14 protein-coding genes, 1 tRNA gene and 1 pseudogene are annotated in these 14,373 nt (G+C 65.1%); 8 read left to right on the forward strand and 8 right to left on the reverse strand.

Translation table 11 applies throughout. The annotated features are described in order from the left end of the window. Nucleotides 1-3: 3 nt before the first annotated feature. Nucleotides 4-1,638, reverse strand: coding sequence for a Na+/H+ antiporter (locus FHW58_RS03955; protein WP_179671748.1), 1,635 nt, complete (start codon nucleotides 1,636-1,638; stop codon nucleotides 4-6). 126 nt (nucleotides 1,639-1,764) lie between these two features. On the opposite strand from FHW58_RS03955, the gene FHW58_RS03960 reads away from it, so the two are divergent. Continuing rightward, nucleotides 1,765-1,840 (forward strand) — tRNA-Gly (locus FHW58_RS03960). Nucleotides 1,841-1,964: 124 nt separating this feature from the next. Continuing rightward, the gene (locus FHW58_RS03965; RefSeq protein WP_179671749.1) at nucleotides 1,965-2,930 is read left to right on the forward strand and encodes a chemotaxis protein; all 966 of its coding nucleotides are present in this window, start codon (nucleotides 1,965-1,967) and stop codon (nucleotides 2,928-2,930) included. 123 nt (nucleotides 2,931-3,053) lie between these two features. Here FHW58_RS03965 and fghA read toward each other — a convergent pair whose 3' ends face one another. Beyond that, nucleotides 3,054-3,917 (reverse strand): S-formylglutathione hydrolase, encoded by an 864-nt coding sequence (fghA, locus tag FHW58_RS03970; protein WP_179671750.1) that lies wholly within the window; start codon nucleotides 3,915-3,917, stop codon nucleotides 3,054-3,056. Between the two features lie 86 nt (nucleotides 3,918-4,003). Here fghA and FHW58_RS03975 point away from each other — a divergent pair, with 86 nt between their 5' ends. Continuing rightward, on the forward strand, nucleotides 4,004-5,188 hold the full coding sequence (locus FHW58_RS03975) for a cation:proton antiporter (RefSeq protein ID WP_179671751.1): 1,185 nt from the start codon (nucleotides 4,004-4,006) through the stop codon (nucleotides 5,186-5,188). Beyond that, nucleotides 5,189-6,307, forward strand: a complete 1,119-nt coding sequence (locus FHW58_RS03980) for a YbdK family carboxylate-amine ligase (RefSeq protein ID WP_179671752.1) — start codon at nucleotides 5,189-5,191, stop codon at nucleotides 6,305-6,307. Between the two features lie 12 nt (nucleotides 6,308-6,319). Here the strand turns inward: FHW58_RS03980 and FHW58_RS03985 are convergent, their stop codons facing one another. Beyond that, nucleotides 6,320-7,039, reverse strand: coding sequence for an ABC transporter substrate-binding protein (locus FHW58_RS03985; protein ID WP_179671753.1), 720 nt, complete (start codon nucleotides 7,037-7,039; stop codon nucleotides 6,320-6,322). 84 nt (nucleotides 7,040-7,123) lie between these two features. Between FHW58_RS03985 and FHW58_RS03990 the strand changes: the two genes are divergently transcribed. Continuing rightward, nucleotides 7,124-7,480, forward strand: coding sequence for a hypothetical protein (locus FHW58_RS03990; protein WP_179671754.1), 357 nt, complete (start codon nucleotides 7,124-7,126; stop codon nucleotides 7,478-7,480). Here FHW58_RS03990 and FHW58_RS03995 read toward each other — a convergent pair. Both FHW58_RS03995 and FHW58_RS04000 read right to left on the reverse strand, forming a co-directional pair. Beyond that, nucleotides 7,477-8,466, reverse strand: a complete 990-nt coding sequence (locus FHW58_RS03995) for a gamma-glutamyl-gamma-aminobutyrate hydrolase family protein (protein ID WP_179671755.1) — start codon at nucleotides 8,464-8,466, stop codon at nucleotides 7,477-7,479. The two genes, FHW58_RS03990 and FHW58_RS03995, sit on opposite strands and share 4 nt — an antisense overlap. Before the next feature lie 110 nt (nucleotides 8,467-8,576). Then, nucleotides 8,577-8,759 carry a hypothetical protein gene (locus FHW58_RS04000; RefSeq protein ID WP_179671756.1) on the reverse strand — a complete coding sequence of 61 codons (183 nt, stop codon included), beginning with the start codon at nucleotides 8,757-8,759 and terminating at the stop codon, nucleotides 8,577-8,579. A gap of 281 nt (nucleotides 8,760-9,040) precedes the next feature. On the opposite strand from FHW58_RS04000, the pseudogene FHW58_RS27885 reads away from it, so the two are divergent. Then, nucleotides 9,041-9,268: pseudogene (locus FHW58_RS27885) on the forward strand (KGG domain-containing protein); the annotation flags it as partial. Between the two features lie 392 nt (nucleotides 9,269-9,660). Next, nucleotides 9,661-10,128 (forward strand): DUF421 domain-containing protein, encoded by a 468-nt coding sequence (locus FHW58_RS04010; RefSeq protein WP_179671758.1) that lies wholly within the window; start codon nucleotides 9,661-9,663, stop codon nucleotides 10,126-10,128. A gap of 72 nt (nucleotides 10,129-10,200) precedes the next feature. Here the strand turns inward: FHW58_RS04010 and FHW58_RS04015 are convergent, their stop codons facing one another. Then, nucleotides 10,201-11,100, reverse strand: coding sequence for a LysR substrate-binding domain-containing protein (locus tag FHW58_RS04015; RefSeq protein ID WP_179671759.1), 900 nt, complete (start codon nucleotides 11,098-11,100; stop codon nucleotides 10,201-10,203). Nucleotides 11,101-11,323: 223 nt separating this feature from the next. Between FHW58_RS04015 and FHW58_RS04020 the strand changes: the two genes are divergently transcribed. After that, nucleotides 11,324-12,307, forward strand: a complete 984-nt coding sequence (locus FHW58_RS04020) for a DUF4105 domain-containing protein (protein WP_179671760.1) — start codon at nucleotides 11,324-11,326, stop codon at nucleotides 12,305-12,307. Nucleotides 12,308-12,402: 95 nt separating this feature from the next. Here FHW58_RS04020 and FHW58_RS04025 read toward each other — a convergent pair whose 3' ends face one another. Continuing rightward, nucleotides 12,403-14,001, reverse strand: coding sequence for a class I adenylate-forming enzyme family protein (locus tag FHW58_RS04025; protein WP_179671761.1), 1,599 nt, complete (start codon nucleotides 13,999-14,001; stop codon nucleotides 12,403-12,405). Nucleotides 14,002-14,035: 34 nt separating this feature from the next. Continuing rightward, entirely contained in the window at nucleotides 14,036-14,362 is a 327-nt protein-coding gene (locus tag FHW58_RS04030; protein WP_179671762.1) for a flagellar basal body rod C-terminal domain-containing protein, read from the reverse strand. Nucleotides 14,363-14,373: the final 11 nt, after the last annotated feature.

Below are 14,373 nucleotides of genomic sequence, written 5' to 3' on the forward strand. Positions count from 1 at the left end.
GCGTCAGCGGTAGCGTGCTTCCATCAGGTCGATCTCGCGCACCAGCTTGCGCGATGTCTCGTCGGAGATGTGGTCGTGGCGCGCCAGGTCGAACACCGTGCGCCGCTCGGCCGCCAGCGCCGCCAGCCGCAGCTCCTTTTCGGCGGAATCGGTCTTGCGCCACCCCGGCTCGGTTTCCGGATCGACCTCCTTCAGCCGGTGCTCGTAGAAGGCGATGACGCGCGCCGCCGCCTGCGGGTAGACCTCGGGATCGATGCAGGCATCCGACTCCATCAGCTCGACCTGGGTCTTCTCGATGGCCGAAATGGCGGCGTTGGCGGCGGCGCGGCGCGCCAGGTCTTCTTCCTGCTGCTCCTCCGGCTCGGCCGGGAAGGTCATGCTGGCCAGCAGGCGCGGCAGGCCGATGCTGGCCACCAGCAGCGACAGCAGAATCACCGAGCAGGCCAGGAAGATGGTCAGCGCGCGCGCCGGAAACGGCCGGCCGTCCGGCAGCACCAGCGGCAGCGTCAGCACGCCGGCCAGTGTGATGGTGCCGCGCGCGCCGGCCAGCGTGGTGGCCAGCAGCAGGCGCGGATTGATCTTGTGGCGCTGCTGGTGGCGGAACGTCTGCTTGAAGATGGTCAGGCGCAGCGAAGCCCACACCCACGCCATGCGCAGCACCAGCAGGCCGAAAGTGATGGCCACCGCGTACACCAGCAGCCACCAGCGGCTCATGTGGCCGCTTTCTTCCAGCGAGGTGCCGGCCAGGCGGAAGATTTCCGGCAGTTGTTCTCCCAGCAGCACGAACATCACGCCGTTCAGCGAAAACTGCACGGTGTCCCATACGGCCGAGCGCTGGATGCGGGTGCTGGCCATGGCGTGGCCGCTCAGCTCGACGTAGCTCATGGTGACGCCAGCCGCTACCGCCGCCAGGATGCCGGAGGCGTGCAGGCGCTCGGCCACCAGGTAGGCGCCGAACGGCATCAGCAGGTTGACCAGGATGGGCGAGCCGGGCGGTTCGCCGAAGTGGCGCGTCAGCCAGCGCTGCACCCAGGTGATCAGCCAGGTGACGCCAACGCCGGCCGTGATGCCGCCCGCCACCAGCCACAGGAAGGTGAGGGTGGCGCTTTGCAGCGAGAAGGTGCCGGTCAGCGCGGCCGCCACCGCGAAGCGGAAGCACACCAGGCCGGAGGCGTCGTTCAGCAACGACTCGCCTTCCAGGATGTGCATCAGGCGCTTCGGGATCGGCGCGCCGGCGGCAATCGAGCTGACCGCCACCGGGTCGGTCGGCGAGACGATGGCGGCCAGCGCAAACGCCACCGGCAGCGGCATGGCGGGAATCATCCAGTGGATCAGGAAGCCGGCGCCGACCACGGTGAACACCACCAGGCCGAAGGCCAGCTCCAGGATCGTACCCTTGTCGCGCAGCAGGCCGCTCTTGGGAATGCGCCAGCCGTCGAGGAACAGCAGCGGCGGCAGAAAAGCCAGGAAGAACAGGTCCGGCTCCAGGTCGACGCCGTGGTCGGACTTGGCGGCGATCAGCGCGCCGAGGCCGATCTGCACCAGCGGCAGCGGTATGGAACCCGGCAGCAACCGGCGCAAATAGGCGCTGGCCACCACCGCCAGCATCATGATCAACACGACTTCGATTGAATCCATTCCCTTCCTTATCTTGCAGGTAAATTGCAGTTAAACAAGCTAAGCTTACACTATCGACCGTCCGCTAAAAAGTTGGAGGATGGTACTGGCGTGATGGAAATCTTTCTGTCATAATGCATGCCTTCTGCGGGAGTAGCTCAGTTGGTAGAGCGCAACCTTGCCAAGGTTGAGGTCGAGAGTTCGAGACTCTTCTCCCGCTCCAGAATTCAGTAGCACATTAAAAGGCAGCCTGCGGGCTGCTTTTTTGTTGTTTATCGTTCTCCAACACAACATCTTCGCCCTTGCAAACGTTATACTGGGCGCGGACCACCGAAGGAGACGCATCCATGAAATCTGTTCAACAGGAAGTTGATGAGCGTAGTAACTTAACCAACTCCAACAAATTCGAACTCCTCTTGTTCCGCCTCGGCGCCGATGCCAACGGCGAACACTCTGAGTTGTTCGGTATTAACGTCTTCAAAATCCGCGAAATTGTCGCCATGCCCGAAGTGACTGCTGTGGCCGGATCCCCGCCACACATGTTGGGTGTGGTGAACTTGCGCGGACAAATCATCACGGTGCTGGATCTGCCAGGCATCGTCGGTGTGACCCCAAAAACTGGTCTGAATATCATGCTGGTCACTGAATTCGCGCGCACCACGCAAGCGTTCGCGGTCGAATCGGTGGATGAAATCGTGCGCCTGGACTGGAGCCAGGTGCTGACCGCCGAAGGCACGGCCGGCGGCAAGGTTACCAGTATCGCCCGCGTCGATGGCGACACGCAAAACACCCGCCTGGCGCAGGTGCTGGACGTGGAAACCATTCTGCGCGAACTGGTGCCGCCGGAAGGCAAGGACGTCGATCCCGAAACCATCGGACCGAAAGTGCTGCTCAAGCCGGGCGCCGTCATCCTCGCCGCCGATGACTCGGTGGTGGCGCGCAACCTGATCGAAAAAGGCCTGGAAGCGATGGGCGCCCACTTCATCATGACCAAGTCGGGCAAGGAGGCATGGGACCGCCTTCAGGCCATCGCCGAAGGCGCCAAGGCCGAGGGCGTGCAGATCAGCGATCGTGTCGCCATGATCCTGACCGACCTGGAAATGCCGGAGATGGATGGCTTTACGCTGACCCGCTTGATCAAGCAGGATCCGCGCTTCGGCAAGATCCCGGTGGTGATCCATTCTTCGTTGTCGGGCAAGACCAACGAAGACCACGTCAAAGGCGTGGGCGCGGACGCGTACGTGGCCAAGTTCTCGGCCGAGGACCTGGCCGGCACGATCCGCACTGTGCTGAGCAAGGCGGCTGCCGCGTAAAGTCAGGTAAGCACGGTAGTCCGAGGGCCACGGCGGCAACGCCGTGGCCCTTTTTGCTTTGGCGGCGGACGGCACCGCCCAACCCCGCACACCGCTGCGGCCAGGGTTTGACCCCGTACGGGGTCAGACCCTTTCGTCCGGGGTGCTGCGCGCCAGTTGCGCGGCGTGGAAGCGCAGGTGGTCTTCCACAAAGGTCTGGATGAAGTAGTAGCCGTGATCGTAGCCAGCCTGGCGGCGCAAGGTCAGCGGCTGCGCCGCGGTCTGGCAGGCCACCTCAAACGCCTCCGGGTATAACTGGTCGGCCAGGAACTTGTCGCCCAGGCCCTGGTCGATCAGGATGCCGGCCGGGAAGGGCGTCTTTAATCCCTTCATAAGTAATGTGGCGTCATACTGCGCCCACGCGCGCTGGTCCGCGCCGAGGTAGCCGGTGAAGGCTTTCTGTCCCCACGGGCATTGCGATGGCGCGGCGATAGGCGCGAACGCCGATACCGAACGGAACAGGTCGGGCCGCTTCAGCGCCACCGTCAGCGCGCCGTGGCCGCCCATCGAGTGGCCGAAGATGCCGATGTGCCGCGCGTCCACCGGCAGCGCCTGCGTCACCAGCTCGCGCAGCTCGTGGAGGTAGCTGTACATGCGGTAGTGGGGCGCCCATTGCGGTTCGGTGGCGTCGAGGTAGAAGCCGGCGCCCAGGCCGAAGTCCCAGCTGTCGCTTTCGCCGTCGACGTTGGCGCCGCGCGGGCTGGTGTCGGGCGCGATCAACGCCAGGCCCAGCTCGGCCGCGACACGTTGCGCGCCGGCCTTGATCATGAACGTCTCTTCGGTGCAGGTCAGGCCGGCGAGGTAGAACAGCGCCGGCACCGGGCCGTGCCCGGCCTGCGGCGGCAGGAACACCGAGAAGCGCATCGGCAGGCCGATCTCGCGCGAGTCGTGACGATAAAAACGCTGTAGGCCGCCGAAGCAAGCATGTTCACTGACAATTTCAAGCATATTTGTTTCCTTATGTTCTCCAGCGCACTGTGAAGGCGCAGGGTATGGCGCAGAATTGTACAAGTATTGTTAAAAAGGAGAAGTACATGCCGGATATTCAGGTCATTTTGGCCGATCTGGGCTGGCCGCTGGCAATTGCCGTGGCGTGGCTCTCGGGGGAATTCGTGCATCGCTGGACGCGCCTGCCGCGCATCAGTGTTTACGGTTTGGTGGGGTTCTTGCTGGCGCAGGCGTTTCCGGAAGCGCTCAGCAGCGGTGCGTCGAGCAATGTGACCATCCTGGCCAATATGGCCTTCGGCCTGATCCTGTTTGAATTCGGCTATCGCATCAACCTGCACTGGCTGCGCATCAATCCGTGGATCGCGGTCAGCGGCCTGGTGGAATCGGCCGCGACCTTCGGCGTGGTCTACCTGATCTCGCACCTGACCGGCATGCCGCCGCTGACCTCGTTGCTGCTGGCGTCGCTGGCCATGTCGACCTCGCCGGCCGGCGTGCTGCGCGTGATCAACGAGGACAACAGCTCCGGCCAGGTGACCGAGCGCATCCTGCACCTGGTGGCCATCAACTGCGTGCTGGCGGTGTTCACCTTCAAGGTGGTGGTGGGCTTCTGGGTGTTCCAGACCTCCGGCAGCCTGACCCAGGCGGTGTCGCACAGCGGCATCGAGCTGCTGGTATCGGCCGCCATGGGCGCGGTGATGGGCTTCATCGTGCCGGCCGTGCTGCGCCGCCTGGGCGCGCTGGCGCAGGACGGCACCATCGCCTTCGCGCTGGGCGTGATTTTGCTGGTGGCGGCGTCGCGCGCGTTTGACGTGTCGCCGGTGCTGGCCACGCTGACCTTCGGCCTGGCGGCGCGCCACAAGCGCGTGGCGTTCAGCCGCACCGAGCGCAACTTCGGCGGCATCGGCGAACTGCTGACGGTGCTGCTGTTCGTATTTGCCGTCTCGACGCTGGAGTGGGAGCGGGTGGTTGACGGCGCCGGCCTGGCGGCGGTGCTGCTGCTGGCGCGCTTCATCGTCAAGACGCTCAGCGTGGCGGCCTTCGCGCACGTGGGCGGCATCTCGTGGCGCAAGGGCGTGCTGACTGGCATCGCGCTGTCGCCGATGTCGGTGTTTGTCACGCTGCTGCTGGAACAGACCAAGTACATGGGCATCGTGCTGGTGGACGAGCTGGCCGCGCTGACGGCCATGACGCTGCTGTTGGAAGTGATCGGCCCGGTGGTCACGCAACGCGCGCTGTACTGGGCGAAAGAAACCCCGCTGGAGGAAAAGTAAATGGCATTGGAAGCATTCAAATCATCGCAGCCGCTGACCATGGGCGTGGAGCTGGAGCTGCAACTGGTCAGCCTGTCGGACTTCGACCTGACGGCGTCCAGCCCGGACCTGCTGCACCTGTTGAGCCGCAAGCCGTTCCCCGGCAACGTGACGCCGGAAATCACCGAGAGCATGATCGAGATTAACAGCGACGTGCACACCAACCACACCGAACTGGTGGCGCAGCTCAAGCTGATCCGCGACACGCTGGTGCAGGCAGGCGAGCAGCTCAACATCGGCATCTGCGGCGGCGGCACGCACCCGTTCCAGAAATGGTCGGAGCGGCGCATCTTTTCCAAGCCGCGCTTCAAGGAAGTGTCGGAGCTGTATGGCTACCTGGCCAAGCAGTTCACCATTTTCGGCCAGCACGTGCACATTGGCTGCGCCTCGGGTGACGATGCGCTGTTCTTGCTGCATGCGCTGAGCCGCTACGTGCCGCATTTTATCGCGCTGTCGTCGTCGTCGCCGTATGTGCAGGGGAATGACACGCTGTTCAATTCGGCGCGGCTGAATTCGGTGTTTGCGTTCCCGATGAGCGGGCGGGCGCCGTTCACGCAGAGCTGGGACACGTTTGAGCACGAGTATTTCGCCAAGATGGAACATACCGGCGTGATCAAGAGCATGAAGGACTTCTACTGGGACATCCGCCCCAAGCCGGAGTACGGCACCATCGAGCTGCGCGTGTGCGACACGCCGCTGACGGTGGAGCGGGCGGCGGCGCTGGCGGTGTATCTGCAATCGCTGTGCGCGTATCTGCTGGAGCGCCGCGAGGCGGCGCCGGCGGAGGACGATTACCTGGTCTACAATTACAACCGCTTCCAGGCCTGCCGGTTTGGTTTGGACGGTACCATCGTCCATCCGAAGACATACGAGAGTTTATCGCTGCGCGAGGACATCCTGACCACCTTGCGCAAGATGGAGCCTTATGGTGTTTCGCTCGGCGCCACGGCCGGCCTGCAGCACCTGGTGCAAGTCACGCACGAGGGCAGCGACGCCCACTATCTGCGCCAGCAGTTCGACGCCAGCGGCAGCGTTGAAGGCGTGGTCGACTCCGCGATCCACCGCTTCCGCGGCCGTTGATTCGGCCGACAGTCACTTGAAGGTAATCGCCTTGTTCAGCCGGGCGATCACCTCGTCCGGCACGGTCTTGCCGCACATGATGGTGCGCTCTATGCCGCGTGGCATATCCCTGAGTTGCAGCAGCCGCAAATTGGGGGCATGTTCGTCGGCGTGATGCTGCATGATGTACTTGCCCTCATCCTCCGAGACAAACATCAGATCCACCAGACCTTTGCTGACCGATTGCACCATCTTCAGCGTGGAGGCGGTGGAGACGCCGGTGACCGGCTGCCAGTGCCGCATGAAGTTGTCCAGCTCTCCGTACGAGAAATTGTCCTTGACGAGAACGCGGGCGTCATGCTGCCGTGCCAGCTCGTCCAGCGAGGCGATGCCGCGCGCGGCGAAGGCGCCATTCGTCAGCGCCACCCAGGTGCGGTCGCGGTAGATCGGCTTGGTGAACTTGGCGTAATCCTTGCGCGCCGGCGTATTGAACCAGCCAATCGCGCAACTGGGACTGGCCTGATCCTTCACCATCAACAGTTGACGGTTGGCCGGCACCAGATGCCATTCGACCGGAATGCCGGCCGCCTTGAATGCCGCCGTGGTGGGCGCGCCGGTCAGTCCGCCGGGTGTGCCGTCCGGCTGGGTGATCAGGTAGGGCGGCCGTTCGCTATAGGCCACCTGGATGGGCTGTCCGGCATGGCCTGGCGGCAGGGCCAGAAGCAGGCAGGCAGCGAGTACGGCGCGTCTCATGGTGATGATCTGGATTCAGGGCAGCCGACAGTCTACACCGAAGACACCGGATCGGTCGTGGCATTTTCTGCTATTGTAGGCAACATGCTAACGAAACTTTCCCTGCTCCTGGCCCTTGCCCTGAGCGCCGCGCCGGTCGCCGCCGGCCAGCCGGTCAACATCCAACGCGACGGCCAGACCGCGCTGGCGGCGGGGCGCTACACCCAAGCGTACGAGCTGTGGTGGCCGTCCGCGATCATGGGGCGGGACCGCCAAATACAAGAGTCCTTTGCCCTGTTGATGTTCAGCGATGTTCCGCTAAAGGTCCGCTTTGACGGCCAGCGCAAGGACGCGGCGCTGCGCATGCTGCTGCGTTCCGCGGTGAACGGGCCGCCGCCTTGGCGCGGACGTCTTCGACCGCATCGCGGCCGCGCTGAAGGCCGAAATGGGGTGGTAGGCTAGAACCGCGTCTCGCGCGCCACGCGCAGGAAGTTGTCGAGGATGCCAGTGCAGTCCAGCAGTTCGACGCCGCCGGCGCGGTGGAATTCCGGGTGCCATTGCAAGCCCATCACAAACGGCGCCTTGCGGTAGCGGATCGCCTCGATCATGTTGTCCGGCACCGACAGCGCCTCGACCGACATATCCCGCCCCAGCGTCTTCACCGCCTGGTGGTGGATCGAGTTGACCAGCCCGCGCTGCTGGCCCTTGAACATGCGCGCCAGCGACGAGCCGGTAGGGAAGCTGATCTCGTGCCGGTTGCGGTCGTAATCATCGTTGACGTGCGCCAGCGAATCCGGCACGTCGGTGGCGATGTCCTGGTACAAGGTGCCGCCGAACGCCACATTGATCAACTGGCAGCCGCGGCAGATGCCCAGCACCGGCTTGCCGGCCTCCACAAACTCGTGCAACAACTCCAGCTCGTACATGTCGCGCGCCCGGTCGCCGCCCCACTCGGGCCGCGTCGGCACCTCGGAATAGCTTTGCGGCGACACGTCGGCGCCGCCTTGCAGCACCAGCCCGTCCAGGTGCTTGGCGTAGTCGCGCAGGCGGATGTTGGAGGGGTGCAGCAGGCCATCGGTATTAACGGTGGGGATCATGAACACCAGCACATCGCGCGACATCACCCACTGCGCGATCGACTCCTCCAGATACTGCAGGTTCTTGCTGCGCAGCCCGGTCGCGCCCGGCTCCGGGTGGAAGATCCGCGCCGACACGCCGATGTGCAGCGGCCGCTGGATGATGTGGCGCGTGGCCGCCGCCGCGAAGCGCCGGTAGCGCGCCATGATGACCCGGCCCCACAGGCTGAACACGGTGTCGCCGGGGTCGAGGTAGCGCGGCGTGCCGCTGTCCTGGTGGATGCGGGCGTCGGGTTTGCGGCGTTCGCCGTGGTCGGTGGCGCGCCGTTGTGGCGTGGTTTGTGAATCGGGATCGTCTGGTCCGGCGCTCATGCTGATTCCTGTCTGTCTCGGATGGCAATAGTGTGCCACAGGTCGAGGTCAACAGTCGCCCGCTACGGGCGCCGGAGGTGAGGGCGCGTACACAGCGCCCGGTGGCAGGCTTACTTCGACTTGCCGGCGCTCTTGCCGCCTTTGGCCGGAGTGCTGCCGCCGCCGCTGTTGCCGGCCGACTGGCTGTTGCCCTTGCCGCTGCCGCTGTTGCCGGTCGCCGCCGACTTGCTGCCCTTGGCTTCCTGCAGACTGCTGTTGCCGCCGTTTTTACCGCCTTGCGTGGTCTTGCTCATCATCGCCTCCGAGTGGAAAAGTGCGCGCCTCCGCAGACGCGTCAGACCCGATCTTAAAGCCACGCTCATCAACGCGATGTAGGAACAAGGCGCGTCGCGCTGTAGGCGGGCCTTCATGCAACCGATTGGCTCAGCCATATGTGACCGCAGCTCTTAACAAGCAAGGAATGTCCTACGCCAGCGCAAGCCGCATGCTCTACATCTTCAACCGGGCTGGCCTTACGATGGCATCTCCCTGACGCATGTGCGTCGGGATTCAACCACTAAAGGAGACCAGTATCATGGCCAACTCGAAACAGGACAACCAGGGTAATCAAGGTAACCAGGGTAATCAGGGCGGCGGCAGCCGCAGCAATCAACAGAGCGACACCAGCAACCGCGGTTTCGCATCGATGGATCCGGAACGCCAGCGCGAGATCGCGGCGGAAGGCGGCCGCGCCGCTCACGCATCGGGCAACGCGCACGAGTTCACGTCCGAGGAAGCACGCCGCGCCGGCAGCATGAGCCATAAGAACGATGGCAACCAGCAGAGCGGCAGCGGCGGCGGCTCGCGCGGCAGCGGCAGCAACACCGAAGACGATGATGAGGAAGGCGGTTCGGGCCGCGGCTCGCGTGGCGGTAGTGGCGGCAGCGGCAGCCAGCAAAGCGGCAGCGGCGGTTCGCGCGGTAGCAGTGGCGGCGGCAGCGGCAGCGGGACCCGTGGCGGTACGCCGGAACAGCACGCCGAGGCCGGCCGTCAAAGCCACAAGAACGATCGCTGATCGTACCCCGATATGCGGCGGCCCCGCGCTGCCGCACTGATATCGCCAACGCCCGCTTTTGCGGGCGTTATTACGTTAGGGGCCGCACATACTGCGGAGTACCATTGGCGCTACCCTCAAGCCTCACGCAAGGAGGCTGCATGTTCGATATGAGCTTGCCATGGTGGGAATTCATCCTGCGTGGCGTGATCGTGTATTGCGCGCTGCTGGTGCTGGTGCGCGTGTCCGGCAAACGCACGGTGGGACAGTTCACGCCGTTCGACCTGCTGGTGGTGATGCTGCTCAGCGAGGCGGTGTCCAATTCGCTGTCCGGCGGCGACGACTCGGTGGCCGGTGGCCTGCTGCTGGCGTGCACGCTGATCGCGCTGAACATGACCATGGCGTACATCTCGTCGCATAGCCGCAAGCTGGCCACGCTGATCGACGGCGACAGCGTGCTGCTCGGCCGCGACGGCCGCATCTTCCACCAGGTGTTGAAAAAGTGCCGCATCGCCGAAAGCGACGTCCACCAGGCGCTGCGCGAAGCCGACGTGGAACTGAGCGAAGCCCGCTGCATTTTCCTTGAGGCCGACGGCAGCATCACCATCCTCAAAAAGAAAGACGATTGAGCCGCACAGTCAACCCCAGGCGATGGGGTCTGACCCCGTACGGGGTCAGACCCCTGTGTGCCGCCGTGCGGGTTAGGCGCTGGCCGCCAGCGCCGCAAGCAGCGTTTCGGCAAATGCCGCCACCAGCGGATCGGCCTCGCGCCGCGTGGCCAACCCCACGCTGGTCAGCAGTACGCCGTGCGCCAGCGTGACGAAGCGCACGCCGGCGGGCGCCATTAGCTGCATACACTCCGGCACGATCGCGATCCCCAGCCCGGCCTCAATCAGGCTCAGTTGCGACGACTTGCGCGACAACGCCCGCGCCGGCCGCGGAAAGAAGCCTTGCTGCAGGCAGAGATGGGCCACCAGGTAACTGAGCCCGCCACGGTCCTTGTGCGGAATGGAGATGAACGCCTCGTCGCGCAACTCCGCCAGCGCCACATTGTCGCGCGCGGCCAACGACGACTGGCGCGACACCGCCACCATCAATCGCTCGCTGCCGATCTCGCGCACCTGAATATGCGGATGGCGGCGCAGCGTCGGCAGCCGCAGCAGACCAATGTCGGCGCGGCCTTCCTCGATTTCCAGCGTCTGGTTCTCGGACGGCAGCATCGACACATCCAGCGTCACGCCCGGATGCGCCTCCAGCGCCCGCGCCAGCGCCTGGCTGATGCGCGGCGTCAGGATCACCGAACTGGAATGCTGCAAACGGATCACGCCCCGCGCGCCCTGGCCCACGTGGCGCGCCTGCACCAGCGTATCCTCGATATCCTCCAGAATGCGCTTGCCGCGCTCGAAGAACAGCTGGCCGGCCGGCGTCAGCTCGAACTGGCGCGCGTCGCGCGTCAGCAGCGGCGTTTGCAGCGCGTCCTCCAGCTCCTTGATTTGCCGGCTTAGCGCCGACTGTGCGATGTACAGCTTTTCCGCCGCCCGCGAGTAACTGCCCGCTTCGACGATCTCGATAAAATATTTAAACTGTTTGAGCGAAATCACGGTTATGCCGTTTCGAGATAGATGGCCGCCGTTTTTGATATTGGATCAAATCCGGCCTGGCCGTTACAGTGAAGCGTCTCTTCTTCATTAACGGAACTGCCATGTTGGAAGTGCTCGGAATAGTCGGCGTGGTGCTGAGTATTGCAGTAAAACTGATCTGCGTCCAGATCGGGTGCGCCAGCGGAGTCGACGACAAGGAGGATTAGGCCGCATAATCGGGGGCATGACCAAACGCATCCTGATATTCGCCGCCATGCTGATTGCCTCCCTGTTGCTGGCCGCGCTGGCGGCATGGGGCGCCGGCGCGCTCTGGTTCCAGTTGCCCGCCGCCCCCATAGTCCGCCAGCTGGCGCTGGGCGGCTGGGCCATCCTCAGCGTGGCCGCGCTGATCTTTCTGTGGCGGCGCAGCTGGCTGCCGCCCGCCATCTGGCTGGCGCTGCTGCTGGCGATGATGGCGTGGTGGAGCACCATCAAGCCGTCGCACGACCGCGTGTGGGCCGACGACGTGGCCCGCATGGTCACCGGCACCGTGGATGGCGACATCGTCACGCTCGACCCGGTGCGCAACTTCGACTGGCGCAGCGACACCGACTACAAGGTGCGCTGGGAGCGGCGCCAGTACGACCTGCGTCAACTGCGCTCGGTCGATGTGGCGCTGTCTTACTGGATGGGGCCCGCCATCGCCCACACGCTGGTGTCGTTCGGCTTTGCCGACGGCCGCTATCTGACCTTTTCGATTGAGATCCGCAAGGAACGCGGCGAGAGCTTCGACGCGCTGGCGGGCTTCTTCAAGCGCTACGAGACGGTGCTGATCGCCGCCGACGAGCGCGACATCCTGCGCGTGCGCACGAATGCGCGCGGCGAGGATATGTGGCTGTATCGGCTGAAGATGCCGCCGGAGATGATGCGCTCCCTGTTCCTGGCTTATCTGGACGAGGGCGAGCAACTGCGTCGCGCGCCGCGCTTCTACAACACGCTGACCGGCAACTGCACCACCATCATCTACCAGATGGCGCGCCGCATTCAGCCCGGCCTGCCGCTGGACTGGCGCTTGTTGGCCTCGGGCTATCTGGATCGCTATCTGTATGATCTGGGGGCGTTGCAGGGACAGGGCGGCTTTGATGCGCTGCGCCAGCGGGCCCACATCACGGCGCGCGCCCGCGCCGCCGGTGATGCGGCTGATTTTTCGCAGCGCATCCGTGATTGAGCTGGCGCGTAATTCGTCATTCCGGCGCAGGCCGGAATCCATGCACGGTATGCCGAGGTTCTATGGGTTCCGGCCTGCGCCGGAACGACGGCGGTTTAGGCCAGGCGCGACTTGAGGATTTTGCCCGACGCTGCCGCCGGCAACGCGTCCATGGCGATGATGCGCGCCGGGCGCTTGTACGGCGCCAGCTGGTCGCGCAGGTACTGGTGCAGCGCCTCCATCGTCACCGGATGGCGCGGGTCGAGTTCCACGAAGGCCAACACCTGCTCGTCGCCATCGTCCGCCGGCCGGCCTACCACCGCCGACTGGGTGACGGCCGGATGGGCGTTCAGCACCGTCTCCACTTCCAGTGGATAGATATTGAAGCCGGACCGGATGATCAGCTCCTTGGTGCGGCCGACGATGAACAGCGCGCCGTCGTCGGCCTGGCGCGCCATGTCGCCGGTATTCAGCCAGCCATCGGCGGTCAGCACCGCGGCGGTCAGGCCCGGGTCGCGGTAGTAGCCGTGCATGACATTGGGGCCGCGCACCCATAGTTCGCCAATGCCGTCCTCGGCGGCCGCCACGCGCACCTCGATGCCAGGGATCGCGTGGCCGACCGAGGTGTCGTCGCGCGGCTGGTCCAGGCGGGTCTGGCTGACGGTGGGCGAGGTTTCGGTCAGGCCGTAGCCGTTGTGTAGCGGCAGGCCAAGCAGCTGCTCCACTTGCGCCTTCAGCGATGGCGGCAGCGGCGAGCCGCCGGCGTAGGCGAAGCGCAGGTGCGTGTGGAGGCGCGTTGTGCCTAGCTTTTCCAGCAGCCGCGCGTACATGGCCGGCACGCCCTGCACGATGGTCAGACGGTGGTCGCGCAGCGCCGCCAGCAGGCCGTCCACCGTGAAGCGCGGGCACAGGTACAGGCAGGCGCCCGCGTAGAGGGTGCCCAGCATGACCGAGGTCAGACCGTAGACGTGGGTGATCGGCAGCACGCCGTAGGCGCGGTCGGCTGGCGTCAGTCCGCGCAGCGTGCTGGATACGGCGGCGATGAATAGCAGATTGCGGTGCGTGAGCATCACGCCCTTGGGATTGCCGGTGGTGCCGGTGGTGTAGAGCAGGGCGGCGACCTGCTGCTCGCCTGACGCATGCACCGGCTCCGGCGCGCAGTCCGCGTTCAACGGCCCGACCAGCCATAGCCCCAGCGGCGTTTTCACCGACATCGCTGCCGCCTCGCCTGTCGCCTGGGACGCCGCCCCGGGTGCCGCCGCATCTGTTGCATGGGCCGCCGCCTCGGGAACCGCCGCAAGCTGCGTGTTCGCCGCCCGCGTCGCGTGGGCGGCTGTTTCGGGCGAGGCTGGCGTGGCCAGATAGATCGCGCGCCGGGCGCCGCTGTGTGCCAGCACGGCGTCGACTTCGCGCGCGGTCAGGCGGCCGTTGATATGCACAATCCACGCATCGATGTCGGCGGCGGCAAAACTCAGCACCACCTGCGCCACGCAGTTCTCGCCCACCACCGCCAGCCGGTCGCCGGGCCGCAACTGCCAGGCGCGCAGCATGGCCGCCGCGTCATCGATGGCGGCCGCCAGTTCGGCATAGGTCCAGTGGCGCGTACCGTCATGCAGCGCATGGGCGTGTGGCGTCCGTGCTGCCCAGCGGCGCGGGATGGCGGAGAGACGGGAAGGCAGTTCAGCGAGGAGTCGCGTGGTATTCAGGGTATTCATCACCGCGCATTGTGGCCGAAACGGCCGGCGGCGATCAAGCCTTGATGTCGATCAGCGTGCCCAGATTCTGGTCGGCCGCCTGCACCACCTTGGCCGAGAGGTCGAATTGCGCCTTGTAGACCAGCGAATTGGTGGTTTCCGTGGCCAGGTTGGTGGCGCTCGGCGCGTCGGCCTGCGACAACTGCTGGCCGCGTATCGACAGCGACACGCCGCTGCCGGCCGGCGCGCTCTCGGCAAACGTCGCCTGCGATGGCTGGAAACCCTGCGTGCCAATGTTGGCGATCGCGTGCGCGCTATTGCCCAACGCGCGTTCGGCGGCGTTAAGACCTGTGACTCCCGAGCTGAGTGCGGCGATGGTCATGGAATTTCCCT

The sequence above is a fragment of the Duganella sp. 1224 genome (assembly GCF_013408245.1).
Taxonomy (GTDB): domain Bacteria; phylum Pseudomonadota; class Gammaproteobacteria; order Burkholderiales; family Burkholderiaceae_D; genus Rugamonas.

Excerpts from the sequence above, each read along its gene's own strand:
- FHW58_RS03995 (WP_179671755.1), bottom strand. The coding sequence starts at position 8,466 with ATGAGCGCCGGACCAGACGATCCCGATTCACAAACCACGCCACAACGG.
- FHW58_RS03965 (WP_179671749.1), top strand. The coding sequence starts at position 1,965 with ATGAAATCTGTTCAACAGGAAGTTGATGAGCGTAGTAACTTAACCAAC.
- FHW58_RS04020 (WP_179671760.1), top strand. The coding sequence starts at position 11,324 with ATGACCAAACGCATCCTGATATTCGCCGCCATGCTGATTGCCTCCCTG.
- FHW58_RS03980 (WP_179671752.1), top strand. The coding sequence starts at position 5,189 with ATGGCATTGGAAGCATTCAAATCATCGCAGCCGCTGACCATGGGCGTG.
- FHW58_RS03975 (WP_179671751.1), top strand. The coding sequence starts at position 4,004 with ATGCCGGATATTCAGGTCATTTTGGCCGATCTGGGCTGGCCGCTGGCA.
- FHW58_RS04030 (WP_179671762.1), bottom strand. The coding sequence starts at position 14,362 with ATGACCATCGCCGCACTCAGCTCGGGAGTCACAGGTCTTAACGCCGCC.
- FHW58_RS03990 (WP_179671754.1), top strand. The coding sequence starts at position 7,124 with ATGCTAACGAAACTTTCCCTGCTCCTGGCCCTTGCCCTGAGCGCCGCG.
- FHW58_RS04010 (WP_179671758.1), top strand. The coding sequence starts at position 9,661 with ATGTTCGATATGAGCTTGCCATGGTGGGAATTCATCCTGCGTGGCGTG.
- FHW58_RS03985 (WP_179671753.1), bottom strand. The coding sequence starts at position 7,039 with ATGAGACGCGCCGTACTCGCTGCCTGCCTGCTTCTGGCCCTGCCGCCA.
- FHW58_RS04000 (WP_179671756.1), bottom strand. The coding sequence starts at position 8,759 with ATGAGCAAGACCACGCAAGGCGGTAAAAACGGCGGCAACAGCAGTCTG.
- fghA (WP_179671750.1), bottom strand. The coding sequence starts at position 3,917 with ATGCTTGAAATTGTCAGTGAACATGCTTGCTTCGGCGGCCTACAGCGT.
- FHW58_RS04025 (WP_179671761.1), bottom strand. The coding sequence starts at position 14,001 with ATGAATACCCTGAATACCACGCGACTCCTCGCTGAACTGCCTTCCCGT.
- FHW58_RS03955 (WP_179671748.1), bottom strand. The coding sequence starts at position 1,638 with ATGGATTCAATCGAAGTCGTGTTGATCATGATGCTGGCGGTGGTGGCC.